Source organism: Chitinophaga sp. (assembly GCF_036569185.1).
Taxonomy (GTDB): domain Bacteria; phylum Bacteroidota; class Bacteroidia; order Chitinophagales; family Chitinophagaceae; genus Chitinophaga.
In genome coordinates this window covers 14,798-36,088 of record NZ_DATCRD010000150.1, presented here as the reverse complement: position 1 = coordinate 36,088, position 21,291 = coordinate 14,798, and the positions used below count along the sequence as shown (strand labels likewise).

The following is a 21,291-nucleotide window of genomic DNA, read 5'->3' as shown; positions in this document are numbered from 1 at the left end:
GGAAGGGACCGGTGGATGATACACCGGTCCCGTTAAAATCGAAAATAGGGGACACTATTTCGTTGATGCGGCTATTAAGCCAATTAGTTACCACCTGCTATAAGCGCATTGATAGTACGCTGATCACGCACGGTATTATTGCGCCTGTCCAATGCACCACCGGTATCCCAATAGAAAGGTTTGGCACCGTTGGCAATTGCCTGCCTGGTGACATAGGTCAGCCAGTAATCCACGGCGTCGTTGTGGGTAGCCAGGTCTTTAGGAACAAACCTGCTGTTACCGCGCCGGTAGGTGCCGTATTCGCCCAATATTACAGGGATTTGTTTATCGGTAAATTTCGTTTTCACCAGGCGGAAGGATTTGTCCACCTCGCTTTCTTCACCCCAGGTAGCATTTCGTTCCGGCTCAATGGTAGAATGATGGCCGGCGCCCCAGTAGTAAAACATTTTACCCCAGGATGCGTCGCCATCCATCAGGATACAGAACTGGGGAGGAGAGTAATAATGCACCTCTACCATCATACGGTCTTTCACCTTATCGGCAGGAAGTGTATTCATCCAGTCGTTGCTTTTTTCAATATTCGTTGACGGGCCCTGCACCACCAGTACGCGGTAGCTGTTACGGCCGCCGGTAGAGCGGACTGCGTTAACGAAGGTTTGATGATAGCCGGCCAGCACGTCCATCTGTTCCTGGGTTTCCACTGCGGGCTCATTGGCGCTGGCAAACATCAGATGCTCATCAAAATCACGCATTTTGGTAGCAATCTGTTCCCAGAATACTTTTTGTTTTGCATTGACAGAATCCTGTTTTACTTTGCTGATATTGTTCTCCAGCCAGCCGCCGTCCCAGTGAATATTAAGTAAAACATACATGTCGTTATTCACGCAATACTGCACCACCTGTTTTACACGGTTAAGCCACTCATCCTGGATCTTAGCGGTAGCTTTATCTGAATGCAGGTCCCAGGCGCAAGGCAGGCGGATGGCGTTAAATCCCTGCTGCTTTACCGCCTTGATATAGCTTTCCGTGATCAAAGGATTACCCCATGAGGTTTCCCCGCCGGTAGCTTCCAGGGTATTTCCAATATTCCAACCCAGTTTGAACTTTGCCGCCAGTTGTACGGCGTTGCTTCCCATACCGCTGGCATCTGCGGGCGCGGGTGATATATTGTAGCCCGGATACAAACTGCCCGACTGCTGTATGTTAACCCTGCGTACCTGGCTGCTGCCGGCGCTAATTACCAATACTGCCGACCGGTTTGCACCCGTTGTATTGGATACGGTGCTTACCCTGATGGTCACGTTTCCGCTACTACCGCTTGCCTGGCTCACCTGCAGCCAACCGGAAGCGGGGTTACTGATATTCCAGTCTACATTACTGGCAATAGCAACATCAGCAGCGCCTCCATCGGGCTGGAAAATAATTTCTGATGAAGAAACTGACAGCTCTGGTGTAACGGGGTTCTTTTTACTGCAATACGCAGCCGTTACGGCAAAAAATAGAAGGCTAACAATCGTATACCCCCTGCTGATTTTCACATTCATATAATTGGTTAAAATTTATTGATGCTATTTAATCTTCACCACCCTGATATTATCAACAGCCGCCTGTAAACCGGATGCGGAAGGAGAACCGGAAAAGTTTTTGGTCTGGATATTTACAGCGCCGGTGGCGGTAGCTCCCAGCAAAGTGGTCAGGTCTGCTGCTGCCGTGCCTTTACCATCATTTGTCCTGAACAATGAGAGAGGGAGCGTAACAGTACGCCAGCCTTTGGTAGTAAAGGGAGTAACGGCTCCATTAGCGCCTTGCCAGGGCTCATACCGGGCCAGGTAATCAAAAGAGTAACCCTTTATCACATAAATAGAAGTGCCTGACCATGCAGCCGGTACATTGATCTCAAACTTAAAAGCATAATCATCCATGGAAACGCCTAAACTATCAACAGGAATCCATTGAACATCGTTGGTATTTATGCTTCGTCCTCCCTCCCACCAGGAGCCCTCACCGGCTGGTAATATATTATTTTTCAACACCGCGTAGTAGCCCCTGTTGCCGGGGAAAGCCACGCTGCTGTTGTCTGTGCCGGTGCCCCAGCTAAAAGTATTGATATCGTCAAAATTACAGAGCACACCTGTTTTTTCGTCATTCACGTTATAGGTAGTAGTAGAAGTGCCCGATTTGGTAGTGATCACTACCGGTCCGCTTTGGGTAAGCTTTGGTAACACAAATCCGATGGAAGTCCCATCGCTGGCTTCTGAAAACTTGGTAATCGGCGTACCGGCAAAGGTGAAATGCTCTATAAAAAATAAATTCAACCCGGAAATATACACGGAATCACCTTCTTTGGCGTTTTCGTTGGAAACAGCGGTGATGGAGGGCGGCGGCGCAGCAATGCTGAATGAAAAAGTAGTGGCCCCCTGCCGGGTAACATAGCGGATGGTGTTCAGGCTTTCCGCAGGTACCGTTGGAAATGGTATCACCTCAGGTACCAGCACCGTAGCACTGGTATCGGAAAACATGACACTGTTGATGGACGCCGGTACGCCATTAAAAGAAATCTGTACGGCATCCTTCAGGTTATGCCCTATCAATACTACCCACTGGCCGGTAGTGATAGTATTTACAAGGGTATCTTCGGGAGAGGCTGCATAATTTCTTACACTTGTTATTTGCGGCCCTCCTGTTGTTACATCCTTCTTACAGGCAGATTGTATCACTGTAAAGATCATCGCGAGCACAAAAAGCGGCCAACTCTTATATATCTGGTGGAATGTTGCTTTATTCACGGTATAATAGTTTTAGTTCTTTTTAATAATATGATACCGGGGGCTCCTGCAGTTTTGGATTGGCAGTCACCTCAGAAGAAGGTATTGGGAAAGTAAAGCTCTGGATAGTGGGTGGAGTAATGACTCCATACGGATCAGCAGGCGTTAAAACCCCGTCTGTCAATGTAAAGGTGACACGTGATTCACTTTTTAATTTATTGATCGCCTTCGTTGGGTTATAGTAGGATAACCTCACGAGGTCTGTCCAGTAATGCCCCTCTGCTGCAAGCTCAATTCTTCTTTCAAGCATCACACTGTCGGCATCTATCTTAGGAGCCGGAGGCATCCCTGCTCTTTCACGCACCTTATTAAAATATAAAAGTGCATCAGCATTATTTGTGGAACCATTGTTACCAAGCAGCGCCTCTGCATACAGGAGATAAACGTCCGCCAGTCTTAATAATGCGTTATGCTCCGTAGAGGAAGTTTGAGACATAGTAGGCGCACTATTATCTTTGTTGGTACCAATAATATGTTTTTTCAGGGCGCATGATCCGGTATACTTAAATCCACCGCCGGCGGCATTCAGCTCTGCGTAGTAGTCGCCATTGATCATAAAAGTAGCTTTACGCCTTACCGAATCTCTTGTAGCGTATAATTTGTACATATCCACGGTTGGTCCTATGCCAAACCATCCGGCCGAACCGTTGGCAGATATTTCGGCGCTCGTTGAGTAGATCTGCAGCATATTGCCTTCCAGCCAGGCGCCACCAGGGGCCCATTGCAATGCAAACAACGACTCAGGATTATCATTAAACTGGGTTTTAAAAAGATCAGCATAGTTGTTTAACAATGCCAGTCCGCTGTTTTTACATACATTTCCCGCATATTTTACAGCGCTGTCAAGGAGTTGCTGATTTCTTGTGCCATTCTGATTTAAACCGGCTGCCGTTAAATAAACCTTGGCTAACATGCCTTGTGCAGACCAGGTAGTTACTCTTCCTGCAACGTCTGATGCAGGGAGGTGGGCGGCTGCAAATGTCAGATCATTGATCGCAAATTTATATACGTCTTCCGTTTTTATACGGTTAATCAGTGGAGAGATAATCAACTTGCTGTTATCTTCAATAACAGGAACAGCTCCCCAGTGTACCGCGAGGTTATAATAGGCATATCCGCGTATAAACCGGGCTTCCGCAATCGCTGCATTCTTATCCTTCGCCGGAATTGTATCAGGGGCTTTTTGCTGGATAGCGCTAATGGTAACATTACAATGCGCGATGATCTTATACATGGATTTCCAGTTGGAAATCATAATCCCATTCATACCGGTAACGGTGAAAGTGTTCAGCTGCACTGCATCTCCCCAGTAACCTACTGCCATGTTTCCGCTCAATACATCTCCAACAGGTAAATAACAGGTATAGTTCCAGTCGGCCCAGGGACTACCGGCATACAATGCTGCTGTGGCCAGTCTTAAATCGTTGGTACTTTGATAAAAGTTATCGGCACTTATCTGTGACAGTGGCGGACGATCCAAAAAACTTTTGGAGCATCCTGTCATTGCCATTATTATTAACAGGAACACAATTATTTTATCCAATATTGATTTCATAACTATTGATATTAATAGATGAATATTTTATTTATTCAATTTAATGCTGGCACCAACGGTAAACACCCTGGGCTGGGGATAATAACCACCGTCTACACCGGCAGTCAGCGGATCCCAGGATCCGATTTCAGGATCCATTCCCTTGTAGTTGGTAATGATGAAAGCATTTGAAACATTGACGTAAATTCTCAGGTATTTAATACTGGCCCTGGAAATCAGGCTTTCGGGGAGCGTATACCCTAATGAAATATTCTTACATCTCAGGAAAGATCCATCTTCCACGAACTTATCAGAGTTCCGGTTATTATCATTGGTATTATCATTCCTTATTCCCACAATCCTGGTATCGGGGTTCGTCACCTTTATATTATTAATATCAGTAGCACTTCCGTTCGGATCAATTAAAGTGAGTTTCGCATAGTCCATTAACGCCCTCATGTATCCAAAGCTCGTTCCAGGGTATTCACCATTTATACGAAGCTGGTTATATACTTTATTGCCAACATTGGCGGCGAAAAATATATTCAGGTCAAAATTCTTATACGAGAAAGTATTGTTGAAACCAATCTGGTATTTAGGTATGGGAGATCCCAAAAACGTTTGATCATGTTCATCGATCACACCATCTCCATTAAAATCCTTGAATTTCAGATCGCCATACCAGATGCTTCCACCGGCGGCTCCAACAGGTAACGGCACACCATTTTTAGTTGGCAAAGCGTGGGTCTTGAAATCTTCAGGTGTTGCAAACACTCCTCCATCGATCACATAGCCGTAAAACTCTCCAATGGATCTGCCCACAACGGTTTTGCTGTATGACCTGTCCAGTGAAGCGCCATCAGTATTAAGTTTCAATACTTCATTAATATTGCGTGAGACCGTTATATCAGTTTTCCAGGTAAAATATTTTCTTTTAATGTTGGTAGAACTGATCCTGAAGTCGAAGCCCTTGTTATTAACTGTACCCACGTTTACGTATGGGGCATCCAGCGAACCGGGTGCGTAGCCTATAGATGTTCCGGAATACAAGGGCAGGGGAATCTGCAATACAAGTCCGTCCGTTTTACGATTGTAAAAATCCACCGCAAAATTTATTCTCCAGTTAAAGAGCGTTCCGTCCAGTCCTATATTTGCATACTTCGTTTTTTCCCATTGTACATAGGGGTTACCCACATTCTGGGTGAGCTGGGCGATACCAGTCAGGCCGGTAGCTACAGTGGCCAGCGTTGATGTATAGGCATAATCCCGGATATTCTGGTTGTTTGTTAAACCATAACCCAGTCGCAGCTTTAATTCATTGATATTTTTTACAGTCTTCAGCAATTCCTCATTATTCATTTTCCAGGCAAAGGCGCCCGAATAAGTAGTTACCCATCGGTTCTCAGGCGCGAACTTTGAAGAGCCGTCTGCCCGCACATTGGCGGTAAACAGGTATTTATCATTAAGGCCGAAGTTGATGCGGCCGAAGTAAGATTCCTGGGCATTTTGTCCTTTGGTACCGGAGTTAGTGGCGGTGGTAGGATCCCCGCTGCTGATCACCTGTACATTATTGGAAGGGAAATTAGTTCTGCTTGCAGAAGAATTTTCATTGGTGCCCAATTGCGCTTCATGGCCCAGCAGCACATTTACATTGTACTTATCTTTAAACAAATGTGCATAGGTCAGGAAATTTCTCAGGGTACTATACAGGCTTTGGGAATAATTATAAGATCCGCTGTTAGTTTTGTTTTGTGTGAGCCCAAATGTATAGGTGGGATTAAACCGGTCTTCTGTAGCTGTTGAAAAACTTCCCGTCACTTCATTCCGGAGGGTCAGGTCTTTGGTAAATGCGATTTCTGCATATAAATTACCAAAAAGCTGGTTTCTCTTTGCCTCATCCTTATTAATAAGGGCAATGGCGTAGGGGTTTACGGTACTATTCACCCATCCGTTCGGATTATAAGCGCCGCCCCAGCTGCCATCCTCATTTTTTACCGCTATATCAGGCGTCTGGCTTAATGCGGAATTAATTACATTCGAACTGGTAGAATTTACATTTTCCTTAATATTAACCAATTGCAGGCTGGTACCGATCTTTAACCAATTGGTTGTTTTATTGTCAAGGTTCAGTCTTAATGATATCCTGCGAAAGTTAGATCCAAGGGCAATACCTTCCTGGTTGAAATAAGAACCAGACAACAGGTATTGCGTTCTGGCATCTCCGCCGCTAATGGTAAGCGTGTGGTTGGACATCGGGGCATTTCTAAAAAGTTCTTTCTGCCAGTTGGTACCTTCGCCCAGGTACTTGGGGTTTACAAATTCAGGACGGGTATCAAAGCCCCATCCCAATCCGGTGTTCCTGTCATTAATAAAACTGGCATATTCTCTTAAATTCATCAGGGGCAGCCTTTTAGGGATTTGCTGGTAGCCTGTGTACATGTCGTAGGTAACGCTTGGCGGAGCAATCTGTCCCCGCTTGGTGGTGATCACTATTACCCCGTTGGTGGCCTGGGAACCATAAATGGCCGTTGCGGAAGCATCTTTCAATACATCAACCGATTCAATTTCGGACGGATTGATACCTGCCAATGGATTTACGCCGGCGCCCAATGCGGCGGTGCCTCCAATAATAATTCCATCAATAACGTACATGGGCGAGCCGCCTCCAAAAGAAGACAGGCCGCGGATCTGTACAGATACCGCTCCGCCGGGCTGACCGGATATTTGCTGGGCTACCAACCCGGGAACTTTTCCCTGCAGGGCCTGGTCAAAGGTTACCGGCTGTGTTTTACGGATTTCATCACCGGAAACAGAAGATATAGCCCCGGTTACATCAGGGCGCCTTACTTTTCCGTAGCCAATTACCACCACATCTCCCAGCTGTGAAATGTTTTCTGTCAATGCTATTTCAAGGGCCGTGGCTTTATTTACAATTACTTCTTTTTTCTGATAACCTACTATGGTAATTACCAGGGTATTTCCCGGGGAAGCATCAATGGCAAATTTTCCCGCTTCATCCGTAATAGCAAAGCGATTGGTGTTTTTTAAGGCAACGGTTGCCCCGGGGATAGCGGAGGAACTACTTTTATTGATGACCCTACCGGTTATTTTTATTGTTTGTGCAGAGAGGTGTGTGCTGGAAAGGAACCCCAAAAGGATACCCAATAGCGGCAGTATTCGCGAGCGAATCATTTTGGTTGACTTCATTTTATAAGTTTTTCTTGTGTGGATGATTATCCCCGGTAAACGGAGATGACATTTCATTAGGTCAGAACATTCATAACGGGAGCCAGACTATTAAAACGGCCATTCTTTCAAAAGCTGGTCTTATAATCCATTTATTAAATATGATCTGGTAACTTTAAATTGAATCTTTGAGGGTGAGTAAAGAAATCATAACGGTAAAAGGGGGGCCGGATGCTGTCCTGTAAACAGAACGGCCTGTCAGCAACTCCCTAAAGCGGGTACAGGCTGACACGTAAAGTGAATGTAATTGTAGTTTCATATACGTGGATTAAGTGTTGTAAAGCTATAATTATAAAAGCTTAATTATGGGGTACGGTTGATTCAACTAGAGACATCAAATGTTACAAATAGCTAATCATTCTTCAGATACTTTGATTCCTGCCTGTATAGAGATGATCATTTTTCCCGGTTACACATTATAGAAATAATACCCGGTAGTCAAAAAACCAGGAAAGCCGGCAGCGTCAGACTTGCATTCATCCAACATCGACAATTTCTTCCCAACCGGCTTTCCTGATTATATTATTATTAGAATGGATGATTTATATTAAGGGCATCCTACCATCCTGCGTTTTGTTTCAACACGTTGTTAGACAAAGTAATCTGGGAGTATGGCACCTGCACCAGGCCTTTTGTTTCTACAATCTTCGAGGCCAGGATGGTTTTGGTGGTATTTACACCGCCATTTTGAACCGTAGTTGACTCGGCAATGGCCGATGCGGCAACATTGATCCCCTGGCGAAGCAAATCCCAGTAACGGATTCCTTCTGCAGCGAATTCCAGTCTCCTTTCATTCATAATATTTGCCTTATTTACCGGAATTTGTACAAAAGCGGCACCAAATGCCCTTTTGCGAACATCGTCAAAGTAAGTCTGGGCACCGGCAGCACCCAATTCAGCTGCCATTAATAATACATCAGCGTAGCGGATAGATACATAATCCTGGAACTGGCTGATCATGAAACTCGCCCCGCCCATTTTTTCTGCCAGGCTTCTTCCTGCTTCATCTGCCATGGGCGTATATTTTTTAATAGTGTAACCTGTGTACTCCCGCTGATCTTTTATATTCTGAAAATCGAGCTTTTCATCTTTTATAGAGATGATAGAGGCGTTTCTGCGGGTATCGTTCGGAGCATAGGCATTCCAGAGCTTTGGATCTATGGTTGCGGCTCCCCAGCCCATTCCGTAAGGATAAATACTCTGAACACGGATGCCAAACATTACCATCCAGGTGTTACCATCCACATTCCCGTTCCAGTCGCCCGTGTAGGTATACTTGATAGCAAACACGGTTTCTTTATTATCCTCTCCTACATAGTTATTCAGTGAAGCGGCGGGCCATAAGTTGGCAAATTTGTCAACCAACCCAAATCCGCCATTATTAATCACATCCTCCAGGTAGGCCAGCGCCTGTGCCTGTGTCACGGCTCCCACGAGGTCTGCTTTACTATAATAACCGGTATAGTACAGGAATACGCGGCCAATCAATGCCTCGGCAGCCCATTTGGTCACCCGTCCGCGGGTGGAAGGGTCCTGTGCACCGTAACTGGTGGCGGGCAGGTTGGCAGCCGCAAATTTCAGGTCATCGGCAATCAGTTTATAAACATCATCTGCACTGGCCTGTGGTACATTATCAGTGGTAGCCTTGGTGATCAATGGAACATTGCCCCATAATCTTACCATATCAAAGTAACAATAAGCGCGTATAAATCTTGTTTCCGCCTCATAGGTATTACGCAAATTGGTGTTCCCCTGCCAGTCTATCCCGTCGAGGTGCGACAACAACATATTGGCGCGGTAAATAGCCTTATAGTAAAGGGCCCATGAATCACCAAACAGATCCTGGTCTGCCGGAGAACGGAGCTTGTCAAATTCATCCATCATCTGGATGCCAAATCCATCGGCATTGCCTCCTCCACCAAATGCCTCGTCAGACATAATGGTAGAAGCAACAGGGAGGGCCATTCCCCCGGACCATATACGTTGTAATCCGTCATAAACGCCCACCTGGGCTTTCCAGGCATCAGCCGTTGTTTTATAAAAGTTCTGCTCTGTAGCATTGGTCACGTCTTCTGTATCCAGAAAGCTCTTTTTACACGCCATCAATGATAACAACGCGGTAGCCAGTATATAAGATTTTAAGTTTTTCATCGCCAATTCATTTTAAATTAAAAACGGATGTTTGCGCCTACCATAAAAGTTCTGGGCCGGGGATAATATCCTACATCCACCCCGGATGAAAAACCTTCATTATATCCTACTTCAGGGTCCATACCTTTATACTTGGTAATAATGAAAGCATTTTGTACAGACGCATATAGTCTCACTTTACCCAGGTAACTTTTCTTCACCAGGTTGGCAAAATCATAACCTAACGTAATATTATTGATGCGGAGGTATTTACCGTCGTAAATATACAGGTCAGAGATCTGCGCCCAGTTAACACCGTCTTCCGTCACCCTGGGTATTTTGTTGGATGTTCCCGGGCCATGCCAGCGTTCCAGGATTTCAGTGCTGTAATTAGCAAAGCCTCCCGGGCTTCTCCAGGACTGTATCAGCTGGTTACCTGATACTCCTGACGCCTGAACTGATAAATCAAAACCTTTATAACCAAGCGTTATATTAAAACCGAATGTAAAATTAGGATTGGGATCACCAATCTTTGTTTTGTCGTTGGCGTCAATAACACCGTCACCGTTCAAATCAACATAGCGAAGATCGCCAGGTTGGGCTGTGGGCTGAATAGGCGCGCCTGTTTTACCTTTATAGGCCAATACTTCATCTGCGGTCTGGAAAATACCTGCTGTTTTATATCCCCAGAAGTAGCCAACCGGTTCTCCATTGGCTGCACGGTAAAATTCACCGGAATTATTATACAACACGTTTGTATTGCCGTGAAGTATATGATCATTGGTTGGTATATTTCCTATCCTGTTCCTGTTATATGCACCGTTTACACCAATGGAATAACTAAAATCCCTACCGATATGGTTACTGTAGTTAAGCGCAAGCTCAACACCCGTATTATCCACATCACCACCATTGATAAGCGGTGCATCAGCTCCGGCGGTTGCCAGGATGGGGACTTTGATTAACCAGTCTTTTGTCTTTTTGCTGTAATATTCAAACGTTACATTGAGTCGCTGAAACAAAGTCGCATCAAACCCGATATTTGTTTGCTCTGAAGTTTCCCATTTAACATCGGGGTTGGCGATGCGGCTGGGATAAGCCCCCTGTGTGTTCACCCCTTCAACAGGTCCGAATATATAACCTGCATTGGTAAAACTGATAGGAGATAAAAACTGGTAAGCATCTACATTCTGATTTCCAACCTGTCCCCAGCTACCGCGTATTTTAAGGAAATCAAGCCAGTGAACATTCTGCATAAAATTTTCCCTGGTAACAACCCATCCGGCAGATACGGAAGGGAAGTATCCCCAACGGTTATCCGGTGCAAATTTCGATGATCCATCCGCCCTGAATGTAACATTCAACAAATACTTTTCCTGGAACTCATACTGGAACCGTCCGAAGAAAGACAACAGCGCGTTTTCAGTTGGGCCACCACCGAGGCTCATATAGGGAGCTCCCCTGGTTACATTCTGGGCTACGGACAGATAAGCGTGACGCATATCGGCCACCCGCAGATCCCAGTTATTACCATTCATGGCTACAGTCTGGGTTTTCAGCGAAGAGCTACCCGCCATTACACTGAAATGATGATCATTGTGGACATTAAAATCGTAGCTGACTAAATTATCGAACTGGATGGTTCTTCCACTTCCCATCGACTGGCTCACCTTCGCGGTATCATTAAAGGAATAAATAGAAAGATGATATACCGGTGTATAACCATGACTCTGATTAGAGAAGTAGTTTAACCCGATGCTGGACCGGAATTTTAATCCTTTAACCGGCTCCACCTGTAAATATACATCTCCAAAGAGCCCCTGCCTGCTGTTCCGGCTCCTTGTGTTATAATCCATTACAGCATAGGGATTGGCTTCTCCGTTATTCCATGCCTGGTCGGGCTTTCCGGGATACCAGCCTTTCCTGTCGCTGCTGAAATAATTACCGGCATCGTCATACATAGGCAGAAAAGGACTTGTTCCAAAAGCACCGCGTAAAGTGTTATTGTATAGCCCGTCTACCAAAATTCCATGATTGTTTTGATAATTGAACGTGAGATGTTCTCCGATCTTAACAATATTCTGATATAAATTATGCTCAGAGTTTATTCTGAAGTTATAGCGGTCAAAATAAGAAATACCGGAGCCGCCTACAATTCCACCCTGGCTGGTGTATCCCAGGGACAAAGAGTAAGCAGAATTGGCGCCTCCTCCCTGTACGCCTAATACATAGTTCTGGGTGGGTACGTTACTTTTAAACATCTCATCCATCCAGTTGGTACTAACGGGCAGATTGTTAACTACGTCGTCGCTGAAGTATGGCGCCTTTCCCGAATTGACAGCCGCTTCATTGATGATGGTAGCGTACTCTTTTGCATTCAGTAATTTTGCTTTACGCGCTACATTCTGTAAACCATAGAAAGCATCCAGGGTTACCTGGGGTTTCTGGTTGGTTTTCCCCGTCCTTGTAGTAACCAGGATAACACCATTGGCAGCCTGGGAACCATAAATAGCTGCGGAGGCAGCATCTTTCAGGATGTCGATAGATTCAATATCGGCGGGGTTCAGGTAGGAAATATCGCCTGTTTGAACGCCATCCACAATATATAAAGGTCCAAAATTACCAACAGTACCCTTACCACGAATGATCACATTCATGCCTGATCCCGGCTGGCCGGAATAAGTGGTAATTTGTACGCCGGGCGCCTGTCCCTGTAATGCCTGTAGGGCAGTGGTCGTATTCTGTTTCTGAATATCGCCCCCCTTTACCTGTACGTTGGCGCCAGTTACGAGCTTTTTCTTCTGTACGCCGTATCCAATCACTACCACGTTTTCCAACTGGGTTTCGGCGTCCTGCAATTCAATTTTCAATTCGGATGATGTAACTTTTACCTCCTTTTGAATAAAGCCAACAGAAGAAATTACAAGCACATCACCGGTAGATGCGGCAATGGTAAACTTACCGGCTTCATTAGCAACAGTGGAAACATGAGTGCTTTTTACGGTAACCGACGCTCCCGAAACCGGCGAGGCAGTGGCCTGGCTGGTTATTGTCCCACTTACTTTTGCAGTTTGAGCAAAAGCGTTTTTACCATGGGCGAAGAGTAAAATAATACCCCATAGCAATAATATTCGCAAGCGAATAATTCTGGCTGAGTTCATACGTGTGAATTTAAATTGGCTATTTTTTTATAGTTATAAATTTCCCCTCATAAACTACTTCTTTATCGCACTTTGTATCAAGATCCAGGCGTGTGGCTTTATTTGGCGTTATCATATTAATACGGAATGTTCTTTTTGATAACATATTATTATATGAACCTTTGCGGTCCCCTATAGTAACTGTTGCTGTTCCTTCGTTATATTTTATCGGGATGATGGAAAAAGCACCCTTTTCATAATTGTAATTGGTTCCTTCATCTTCATAAAGATTAAAAGATGCATCGGCGCCGGTATAAATGTTTAAGGTGATAGTATCCGCTTGTTTTTCGGCAGTGTACTGTAATTCAGGGCCGAAAGGAACTATAGATCCGGCTTTCACAAATAAGGGCATGCGTTCATAAGGCGCAGCAGCGGTAATTTTTTGCCCGCCTGCATACCATTTTCCTGAGTAAAGGTCATACCATCCCGCGCACTCCGGCAAATACAACGCACGCTCTGTTTTCCTGTATTCATAAACCGGGTTTACCAGGATAGCGGGACCAAACATGTACTGATCCGGGATATTCAATACTGCAGTATCTTTTGGAAAATCCATCGCAAGACCGCGCATCATGGTATAGTCGTCATGATAGGCCCATCCGGCCAGCGAATAGATATAAGGAAGCAACCGGTAACGCAGCTTATCATAATAAAGGAAGCTTTTATAAGCAGGATGCTCCTCCGGTGCAGTGTTAAATACTTCACGATAGGGAAATTGCCCATGCGAACGGAACAAAGGAACAAATGCACCGAACTGCGACCAACGGGTCATCAATTCCCTCCATTCTTCCAGGCTTTCTTTATCCGGCTTTTCAAACCTCGCCGGTACCACAAAACCACCTATATCCATAGTCCAATAAGGAAGACCAGACATAGAGAAATTAATGCCTGCGGCTATTTGCGCTTTCATATCCACCCAGGTAGAGCCAATGTCCCCACTCCATATGGCCGCGGCATAACGCTGTGAGCCCGCGAAACCGGAACGTGTTAACAGGAAAACCCTTTTATCAGGATCTGTAGAGCGCTGGCCTTCATAAATCCCTTTTGCATTCTGCAATGGATAGGCGTTCAGGAACTCAGCTGCGCTACCCAGGGCAGTAGGTGTCATCTGGAACTTTCTCCTTTCAGGGCTTACATTGGAAAGGATGTCCGGCTCACTGGCATCCATCCACCAGGCATCAATTCCTTTACTATAGATTTTCTTATTGATCAGATCCCAAAATCCTTTCCTGGCGGATTTATTGAAAGCATCGTAAAAAGTGGAAACATATCCTTTGCCTATCCAATCCTTTTGCTGATCCGCTATGTTTCTTTTATAAAGCCATCCATTTTTATCAAACTCTTTATAAGTGGATATCCCATCATAAAATTTCGGCCATACCGATATCATGATTTGGGTATTGTATTTTTTGTGCAACACATCAATCATACTGTCGGGAGACGGGAAACGTTTTTCGTCAAATTCCTGGCTGCCCCATTCGGCTTCTTTCCAGTAGCTCCAGTCGAGCACAATGTTATCAATCGGGATTTTCCTTTTCCGGAATTCATCTACGGTAGTAACTATTTCCTCCTGCGTTTTGTACCTCTCCCTGCTTTGCCAGAAGCCCAATGCCCATTTTGGTACAATAGGCGCTTTGCCGGTAAGCGTTCTGTAACCGGAAATCACCTCATCCATGTTATCACCATATACAAAATAATAATCAACCTGTTTACCTGCTTCAGAGCAAAAACCAAAACTGTTTTGTTGTTCTTCGCTCAATGGCTCCTGCCATTTTAAAGAAAGATAAGATTCGCCTCCTTCCGGTATCCACAGAATTTTCACAGGAACCTTTACTCCCTTTGTGAAATTCCAGGGGACCAGCGCAGACGCCGGGTTCCAGGCCTTTCTCCAGCGGTCCAGCACCAATTTCCCGTTCAGCCATACTTTCAGGGAACCGCCATAAACAAACCTGAACTGATGAATGCCTTCCAGGTTACTGGAAATCATGCCTTCCCAGGTAACCATGCCGGTGGCAGCCGCAAATTCCTGTGGCAGCTGGATCTTTGACTCTCCCAGGAACTCCATATTAATATTGGCCTCCGCTCTTTCAATACTTATCTCCTGCGGCTTATGCAAATCGTTGGCGTAAGAGGCGGTAAGCCATCCCGGCTCACCTTTTTTAGAAAAAATCTGCAGGGAGGAAAGCGGATGAAGCGGCCTGATATCGCCTGCCCGGGTCAGGGAATAATTATCCCAGAGAATACCATAATTTTTATTGGAGATCAGGAACGGAACGGCTACCTCTGTGTTATTCTGAAAGAAGGTAACCTGCTGCCCCCGGTAATTCATGGTACCGTCCTGGTGCTGACCAAGTCCATACCACCCCTCTCCGGCTGTAGCCTGAAATGTTTGTGTAAGCGTATAATATCGTTTGCCATCAAATACGGCCGACTGAAAATTCCTTCCCAATGGTTGTTTTTCGGCCAATATTTTTTTGCCTGCCAGGTCTGTGAAAGTAACTGCCCCGGTTTTACGGTTAACTGTAGCAATTAATTTTTTGGTCCTGAGCACCAGGTTCTCCTTAGACGGAACGATATCCCAGGTGACTCCCGGCTTCTTTTCATAAACGGTAACCAGGCTGTTTCCGGATGCTATTTCTTTACCTGGCGCCGCAATCACCCTTATAATATTATCAGCTATTACTTCCAGTTTAACAGCATGTGAAGAGCCCGTATTAAGAGAATCTGTGAAAATCATTACCCCGTTTGGGAAAGTTATATAGGAAGGCGGTATAGCTTTCAACTTATTTATTAACACAAAAGTCAGCATACCCAGTAGCAGCAATCTCAAGTTCATACACGTGGATTAATTGCTGTAAAACTACTACTACACTGTAAAATGGCAGGGGGTTAAATGATTCAACAACCGGATTCAAATGTTACAAATGGATAAAATATTGACTAAGCGGAACACTAATACCACTATCCTACCCTTGATGACCGGCATTCCATTAGCTTTATATGCTGCAGCCATATTATATGTCATTTTGACACTTACATTAAAAAAGTGACAGCCTGTATCGATTGCAATTATGAATTGGTCAGCCCCCCAATGTGTTGGAAGATGGAGAGAAATGGTGATTGCGGAAAGCGATCAGGCTCTCCCGGGAAGGAAGCCCGGACTTAATATTGCAGGTCCGGAACAGACCTGCAATATTAAGTTATCTCTAATCTCTTTCAGCCGGGGAATACTTATTTCAGTGAACAGGTTAATGTACCATAGCCAAGCTGATCATAGCCACCGCTATTGGGACCGTAATTTCCACCGCCGCCCTCGGGCCGTGCTTTTTGGGCGTACCGCGCACAATTCGGAGCAGCCAGTCCTTTACGGTTTACATAATGATTATACACCAGCTCCCAAACAGGACGGATATTTCCCCGGCTGCCGCTGCTGATAACATTCTGTACAACACCAACGCAATTGGCATAAGGTTTAAAAGGCACCGAATCGCCAAGATTATATGCCGCCACATACTCTGCTCCTTTCAGGAACCGGTTATTGTCGTAACCATACATATCATCTCCCTGGTTCCATGCCATTTCACAAAATGTGCCCATCAGGCCAATGCCGAGGGTGGTATGTCCCTGATCCCGGCCGCTTTCCTGCCATTGGCCCAGGCCATCGGGATGAATAAAATAAACAGCATTGGCAATAGCGCCGTTTCCTGCTCCATATTTAAAATAATTAATCGCTTCATTATATATACCCCGGTCGTCGCACAATACGCCCGTAGCCAGGATAGAATTCATAACGCATAGATCCCAGTTGGCATAAAAGTGACTCATACACCTTTCCCTTCTTGTCAGGAAAGCATGATTCATGGAATAAAAAACGTTCAGCATCATTTTCTGGAACCTGGTAAAGTCTGCCCGCGCCCAACCTTTGTAAGTTCTCATTATTTCCGCAGCGTTGGCAAATTGATAGCCGTATAACCCCGCGGCCAGGTTGGCATCGTTGTTACCGGCGATTCCCTTTAACCGGGCAGACCATGCGTTCATGATCTGTATCGACTTTTCGGCATATTGTTTATCGCCCGAAACCTTCCATCTCAATGCCGTAGCATAAGCGGCGGCGATATCATTATACAGCTGGCCATAATTTTCCCGGTGAACGCCATCGCTGCCCCGGTAAACCGTATCCGCAGGATTAGGCTGCCAGCTAAGTGCGCTGTGTGAATTACTGACTAACTGCTTCCAGCCGGATAGCCAGGGCTCCGCGCCTGCATCCACTTTACTTTTCATACGGTCAAAATCCGATTGTTTATGCAATAATCCCGGGTGCACAAAACTGGTATCGTGATCATTCAAAGCCAGTTTTTCCCCGGCAGCGGCCATCTCTTTTCTGCATGATGCCAGCAGGGAAAATAAAAGTACTCCTCCGATTGTGCATAGCTTCCTTAATTTCATAGGTTTCTCAATTAAATAACTGTTAAAATGACAATAATAAACATATACGATAAATTATTAACGCAGGTTGCCTGTCAATATTTTTCCGGGATGAATACTTAACATGGGGATATGCTGCTGCAGGCATCATATGGGGCGGAGTTTACGCAGCCTTGCCGCACCATAAGGCACGGCAAGGGCGTAAGGCGTAATGCTTCCTGGTGGGGAACCGTTTGGAGGGTAACAACGGTCAGTTATTCTTTTGTTTTCAGGAACCGGATGTGTTGAATAAAAATATCCCCGGCGGCCCCTTCGGGAAAGCGGATAAAAAGATCGTGCTGACCAGACGGTATATTTGATACAGCAGTGTGTTTGCGCCTGCCCGGCTTAATTGGCACCACTGCCACCTGTACGCCATTTTCCAGGTTATCTGTCAATAGCTCCAGTTTACCTCCTTTGACAGCATTGCCTGTTATTTCAACAGCCTTTACTTCACCAGCCGTTCCAAAATCCACTCCAGATATCATCAGCCATCCACCGTGTGCAGAAGAATTAGTAACGCCTGTAGCTTCCCCTTGTTTTATTTTGCTGATGCCGTAATAATTGTTGCTTCCCACTGCAGGCAATGGAGAGCCTCCATCTTTACAAACAAAGAAACGAAAGTCGACCGGGCCTTTCTCCGCAAACAAACCAATGCTGGTTCCCACCCAGCTATTAAAATCCGGTTGCGCTTTATCAATGGGCACGGCACTCAGCGGTGCGCCAACCTGTTGCCAGGTTTTGCCGTCGGCACTGAAGAACCCCGTCAACCGATGTTCAAACCTTTCCAATTTAAGCCATACATCCTTTCCTTTGTGGTAAGGAATTTCTCTCAACGCCGTATCCAATTGAAATACAATACGCGGTTTATTGCCATATGCATAATAAAGACGTGCAAACACACTTTGCTTTCCGTTGGTAAGATAAATACCGCCCTGCGCTTCCGGGGCGCCCGTCTCCACATTCAGCCTGGTAACGGCAGTATAATAATGATCCGTTTCTTTTTGCAACAGATGCGCCCGCCCGTTATCCGGCGATAACCTGAGCCATCCTTTCCGTTGCTTCAGTGAATAGCTGGCCGCAGCCGGTTGCGTCAGAAAATGCCACCATGCGCCCAGGCTGTCTGTATCAAAACGATCTGTATGCACACTACGCCAGGGAATGTTATCATTATTGAGTGCAGGCTTTACTACCGGACCGCTGGCGGGCGCCACTCCCCAGGGACGGTCGCCTTCCCATATCACCTGGTAAAGCGAGGTTTGCCTCCCCATGCCCGACCAGTCATCATCTCCCTTTTTTTCATAGCTCTGCCCTATGGTCCACCAGGTGCCATCTTCTAATTGAACAGGCGCGGAAATATGATTAGGGCGCGGAAAGGTATTGTTGGGATCAGTAATTGGTTTGAAAAAATCGCCCAGCCGTTCCCATTTGGAGGAATCTGCTGTTAATTCTTTTGCCCGCAAAACATACTGACCACCGGATACATCACCGGCAGGGAAATAGTAATAATATCCGTTACGCTTGCACATCACAGGGCCTTCTGCCCAGCTATACTGCAGGCGGGCATTGATCCAATCCAGGTTGATCACAGAATCGGTAAGTTGTCCGTCACGGCCAAGTGCCTGTAACCGGTTCACCTTCTGACCGTTCTTAATCACCATGTAAGGCTTGCCATCATCATCCACAAAAATGGAGTTATCATAACCGAGTGGACCGGTCCTCCCATTCTCCTTCACCCGCACCGGGGCCGACCATGGCCCCGCTGGTGATGAGGCCCTGGAAAACCATTGCCCATTTGAAGAAAAATAGATCCAGTAAGTACCGTAAAAATAAGTAAGTGCACCCTGCCACACTCCTGCACCGGGACGGTCATTAACCATACCTGCACCTGCAGGTGGCAATACACGGCCAATCACTTTCCAATGCACCAGGTCTTTGGAGTGATAGATGGGGAGATAAGGATTAAAATGAAAAGAAGAACCACAGTGATAGAAGTCGTTCCCTACCTTCAGTAACGTAGGGTCGGGATGATCACCAGGTAACACAGGGTTGACATAGGTATGTACTGTGGAATAAAAACGGGAAGCAGCCGTTTCTGCAACCGGCTGCGGAGTAGAAGCACTTTGTTGTGCCACCCCGTTTTGTATGGTCAGACTTAACCATACAAACGCAAAAGCAATTGATCTTGATAACATCTGGCAAACTTATTTCTTGTGCAGCCAAGATAAACAGGCCACCCGCAACCGGATGCCACAAATGTTGAAACAACAAGTAAAAATGTTCTGCCGGGAATACCAGGTACAAAGGTATTATTCCAGGTTCTTAAAGTTGAAAGATCTGTTTCATCAGCACCCATTTCTCTCCTTCTTTTGCCCAGGGTAACGGCTGCTGGAACTTCCACATTAACTGCTCCCATTCCTGCACTTTAGGATTGGCAGCATCCGATGCGGCTTTGGCCGCGGCATCATACCCATCATTGGTTTCCATAATCATCATCAGCCGATTACCTGTTCTATAAATATCCATTGCTGTAATCCCCGCATCAAGAATACTTCTTCTTATCTCCGGCCAGCCATTTTCTGCTTTGTGCCAGTATTCGTATTCTGCAATCAGTTGAGGATCGTCCTTCAGGTCAAGGGCCAGGCAGTATCTTTTCATAATCTTATATAATATTTACAAATAGCCGGTACCTGTTATTGTACGGAATCCCTGGTTAATGCCATACATGGAATTAACCGGGAATTTAATTTTGCCCGCATCTCTCATATGCCGGGAATGACCAGCCTTTACCGGCAATTCCCGGCTTATAACGAAAACTTCTAATCAACAAATCAAACTTACTCCGAAATACTTATCCGGCATTTAGCTTAATTAGACTTTTTTTTATATAAAACCGACTATTTATCTATCATTGTTATGGCAAAACCGTAACATTGGAGGGATATATTAATTGTCATACCGACAATAGTATTACTGATGGCAGGTTTTATCCGGTAATTACATGTTATGATTAAAAGAGCACTAAAACAAACATTCACGTTATTGAACGTTGACTATGTAAAGCTTGATTCGAAATGGAATTATAAAAATGTGATCAGCCCATATTTCAGGATCTATTATATAGATGCAGGAAGGGGAGAGATATGGGATGCCTCGGCTAAAACTATTCTTGAACCGGGCTTTTTATATATTATACCAAGCTTTACACTATGTAATCTTGTATGCCCGGATTATCTCAGCCAATACTTCGTCCAGTTTTTCGAAGAGTCATCGGATGGTATTTCCCTATTTGAACATAACAGATCCATTGCAAAGATAAAAGCGACAGAAATTGATATACTCAATTTTAAGCGACTGCTGAAAATCAACCCGGGACGGGGTATTAATCGCTCCGACAACCCCAGGGCATACGAAAAAAACACGTTCTACAAAGAGTGCCAGGAGCTGAATAACCGCCAGAGCATGTCCACTTTCACGGAAACGCATGGCATTCTCCTCCAGTTTGTTTCACGCTTTCTGACACAGGAAACATTCAAATATATGGATACCCGGCAAGTACCGGTTAAAATCCTGAATATAATAAGCTATATCCAGTTGAACCTGCACCACGACCTGTCAGTAACGCATCTTGCACAAAAGGCAAACCTGCATACCGACTATTTTTCACGCCTTTTTCATCAACATACCGGGGAAAGGCCTGTAAAATATCTGAATGAAAAAAGAATCGAGCGTGCCCAATACCTGATGGTAACAACCCGGATGACCTTTACTGAAATTGCGATTCAGACAGGTTTTGAGAACGTGTTTTACTTCTCTAAAATTTTTAAAAAAATCACGGGGATGTCTCCCGGAAGCTACAAAAAACGGATGGACACAGTTGGCTTTTAAATGA

The 21,291-nt window shown here is 45.3% G+C and carries 11 protein-coding genes; 1 reads left to right on the top strand and 10 read right to left on the bottom strand.

Features of this window, described 5'->3' with window-relative positions:
- Positions 1-83: 83 nt before the first annotated feature.
- From VIM72_RS10755 to VIM72_RS10710, 10 genes are all read right to left on the bottom strand, one after another.
- On the bottom strand, positions 84-1,544 hold the full coding sequence (locus VIM72_RS10755) for a cellulase family glycosylhydrolase (protein WP_332002837.1): 1,461 nt from the start codon (positions 1,542-1,544) through the stop codon (positions 84-86).
- A gap of 24 nt (positions 1,545-1,568) precedes the next feature.
- Entirely contained in the window at positions 1,569-2,786 is a 1,218-nt protein-coding gene (locus VIM72_RS10750; protein WP_332002836.1) for a glycan-binding surface protein, read from the bottom strand.
- A 22-nt stretch (positions 2,787-2,808) separates the two neighbouring features.
- A complete protein-coding gene (locus tag VIM72_RS10745; RefSeq protein WP_332002835.1) occupies positions 2,809-4,380 on the bottom strand; it encodes a RagB/SusD family nutrient uptake outer membrane protein in 1,572 nt (523 codons plus the stop codon).
- A 27-nt stretch (positions 4,381-4,407) separates the two neighbouring features.
- Entirely contained in the window at positions 4,408-7,566 is a 3,159-nt protein-coding gene (locus tag VIM72_RS10740) for a TonB-dependent receptor (protein WP_332002834.1), read from the bottom strand.
- Positions 7,567-8,163: 597 nt separating this feature from the next.
- The gene (locus tag VIM72_RS10735) at positions 8,164-9,756 is read right to left on the bottom strand and encodes a RagB/SusD family nutrient uptake outer membrane protein (protein ID WP_332002833.1); all 1,593 of its coding nucleotides are present in this window, start codon (positions 9,754-9,756) and stop codon (positions 8,164-8,166) included.
- Positions 9,757-9,773: 17 nt separating this feature from the next.
- Positions 9,774-12,896, bottom strand: coding sequence for a TonB-dependent receptor (locus VIM72_RS10730; protein WP_332002832.1), 3,123 nt, complete (start codon positions 12,894-12,896; stop codon positions 9,774-9,776).
- 19 nt (positions 12,897-12,915) lie between these two features.
- Entirely contained in the window at positions 12,916-15,771 is a 2,856-nt protein-coding gene (locus VIM72_RS10725; RefSeq protein WP_332002831.1) for a TIM-barrel domain-containing protein, read from the bottom strand.
- 395 nt (positions 15,772-16,166) lie between these two features.
- The gene (locus VIM72_RS10720; protein WP_332002830.1) at positions 16,167-17,381 is read right to left on the bottom strand and encodes an alginate lyase family protein; all 1,215 of its coding nucleotides are present in this window, start codon (positions 17,379-17,381) and stop codon (positions 16,167-16,169) included.
- Between the two features lie 233 nt (positions 17,382-17,614).
- Positions 17,615-19,594 (bottom strand): family 43 glycosylhydrolase, encoded by a 1,980-nt coding sequence (locus VIM72_RS10715; RefSeq protein WP_332002829.1) that lies wholly within the window; start codon positions 19,592-19,594, stop codon positions 17,615-17,617.
- A gap of 127 nt (positions 19,595-19,721) precedes the next feature.
- A complete protein-coding gene (locus VIM72_RS10710; protein ID WP_332002828.1) occupies positions 19,722-20,057 on the bottom strand; it encodes an L-rhamnose mutarotase in 336 nt (111 codons plus the stop codon).
- A 348-nt stretch (positions 20,058-20,405) separates the two neighbouring features.
- Here VIM72_RS10710 and VIM72_RS10705 point away from each other — a divergent pair, with 348 nt between their 5' ends.
- Positions 20,406-21,287, top strand: a complete 882-nt coding sequence (locus VIM72_RS10705; RefSeq protein ID WP_332002827.1) for an AraC family transcriptional regulator — start codon at positions 20,406-20,408, stop codon at positions 21,285-21,287.
- Positions 21,288-21,291: the final 4 nt, after the last annotated feature.

What these genes read in the sequence shown, in the direction of transcription:
- VIM72_RS10710 (WP_332002828.1), bottom strand. Translation starts at nt 20,057, where the DNA reads ATGAAAAGATACTGCCTGGCCCTTGACCTGAAGGACGATCCTCAACTG.
- VIM72_RS10725 (WP_332002831.1), bottom strand. Translation starts at nt 15,771, where the DNA reads ATGAACTTGAGATTGCTGCTACTGGGTATGCTGACTTTTGTGTTAATA.
- VIM72_RS10735 (WP_332002833.1), bottom strand. Translation starts at nt 9,756, where the DNA reads ATGAAAAACTTAAAATCTTATATACTGGCTACCGCGTTGTTATCATTG.
- VIM72_RS10745 (WP_332002835.1), bottom strand. Translation starts at nt 4,380, where the DNA reads ATGAAATCAATATTGGATAAAATAATTGTGTTCCTGTTAATAATAATG.
- VIM72_RS10705 (WP_332002827.1), top strand. Translation starts at nt 20,406, where the DNA reads ATGATTAAAAGAGCACTAAAACAAACATTCACGTTATTGAACGTTGAC.
- VIM72_RS10715 (WP_332002829.1), bottom strand. Translation starts at nt 19,594, where the DNA reads ATGTTATCAAGATCAATTGCTTTTGCGTTTGTATGGTTAAGTCTGACC.
- VIM72_RS10720 (WP_332002830.1), bottom strand. Translation starts at nt 17,381, where the DNA reads ATGAAATTAAGGAAGCTATGCACAATCGGAGGAGTACTTTTATTTTCC.
- VIM72_RS10755 (WP_332002837.1), bottom strand. Translation starts at nt 1,544, where the DNA reads ATGAATGTGAAAATCAGCAGGGGGTATACGATTGTTAGCCTTCTATTT.
- VIM72_RS10740 (WP_332002834.1), bottom strand. Translation starts at nt 7,566, where the DNA reads ATGAAGTCAACCAAAATGATTCGCTCGCGAATACTGCCGCTATTGGGT.
- VIM72_RS10730 (WP_332002832.1), bottom strand. Translation starts at nt 12,896, where the DNA reads ATGAACTCAGCCAGAATTATTCGCTTGCGAATATTATTGCTATGGGGT.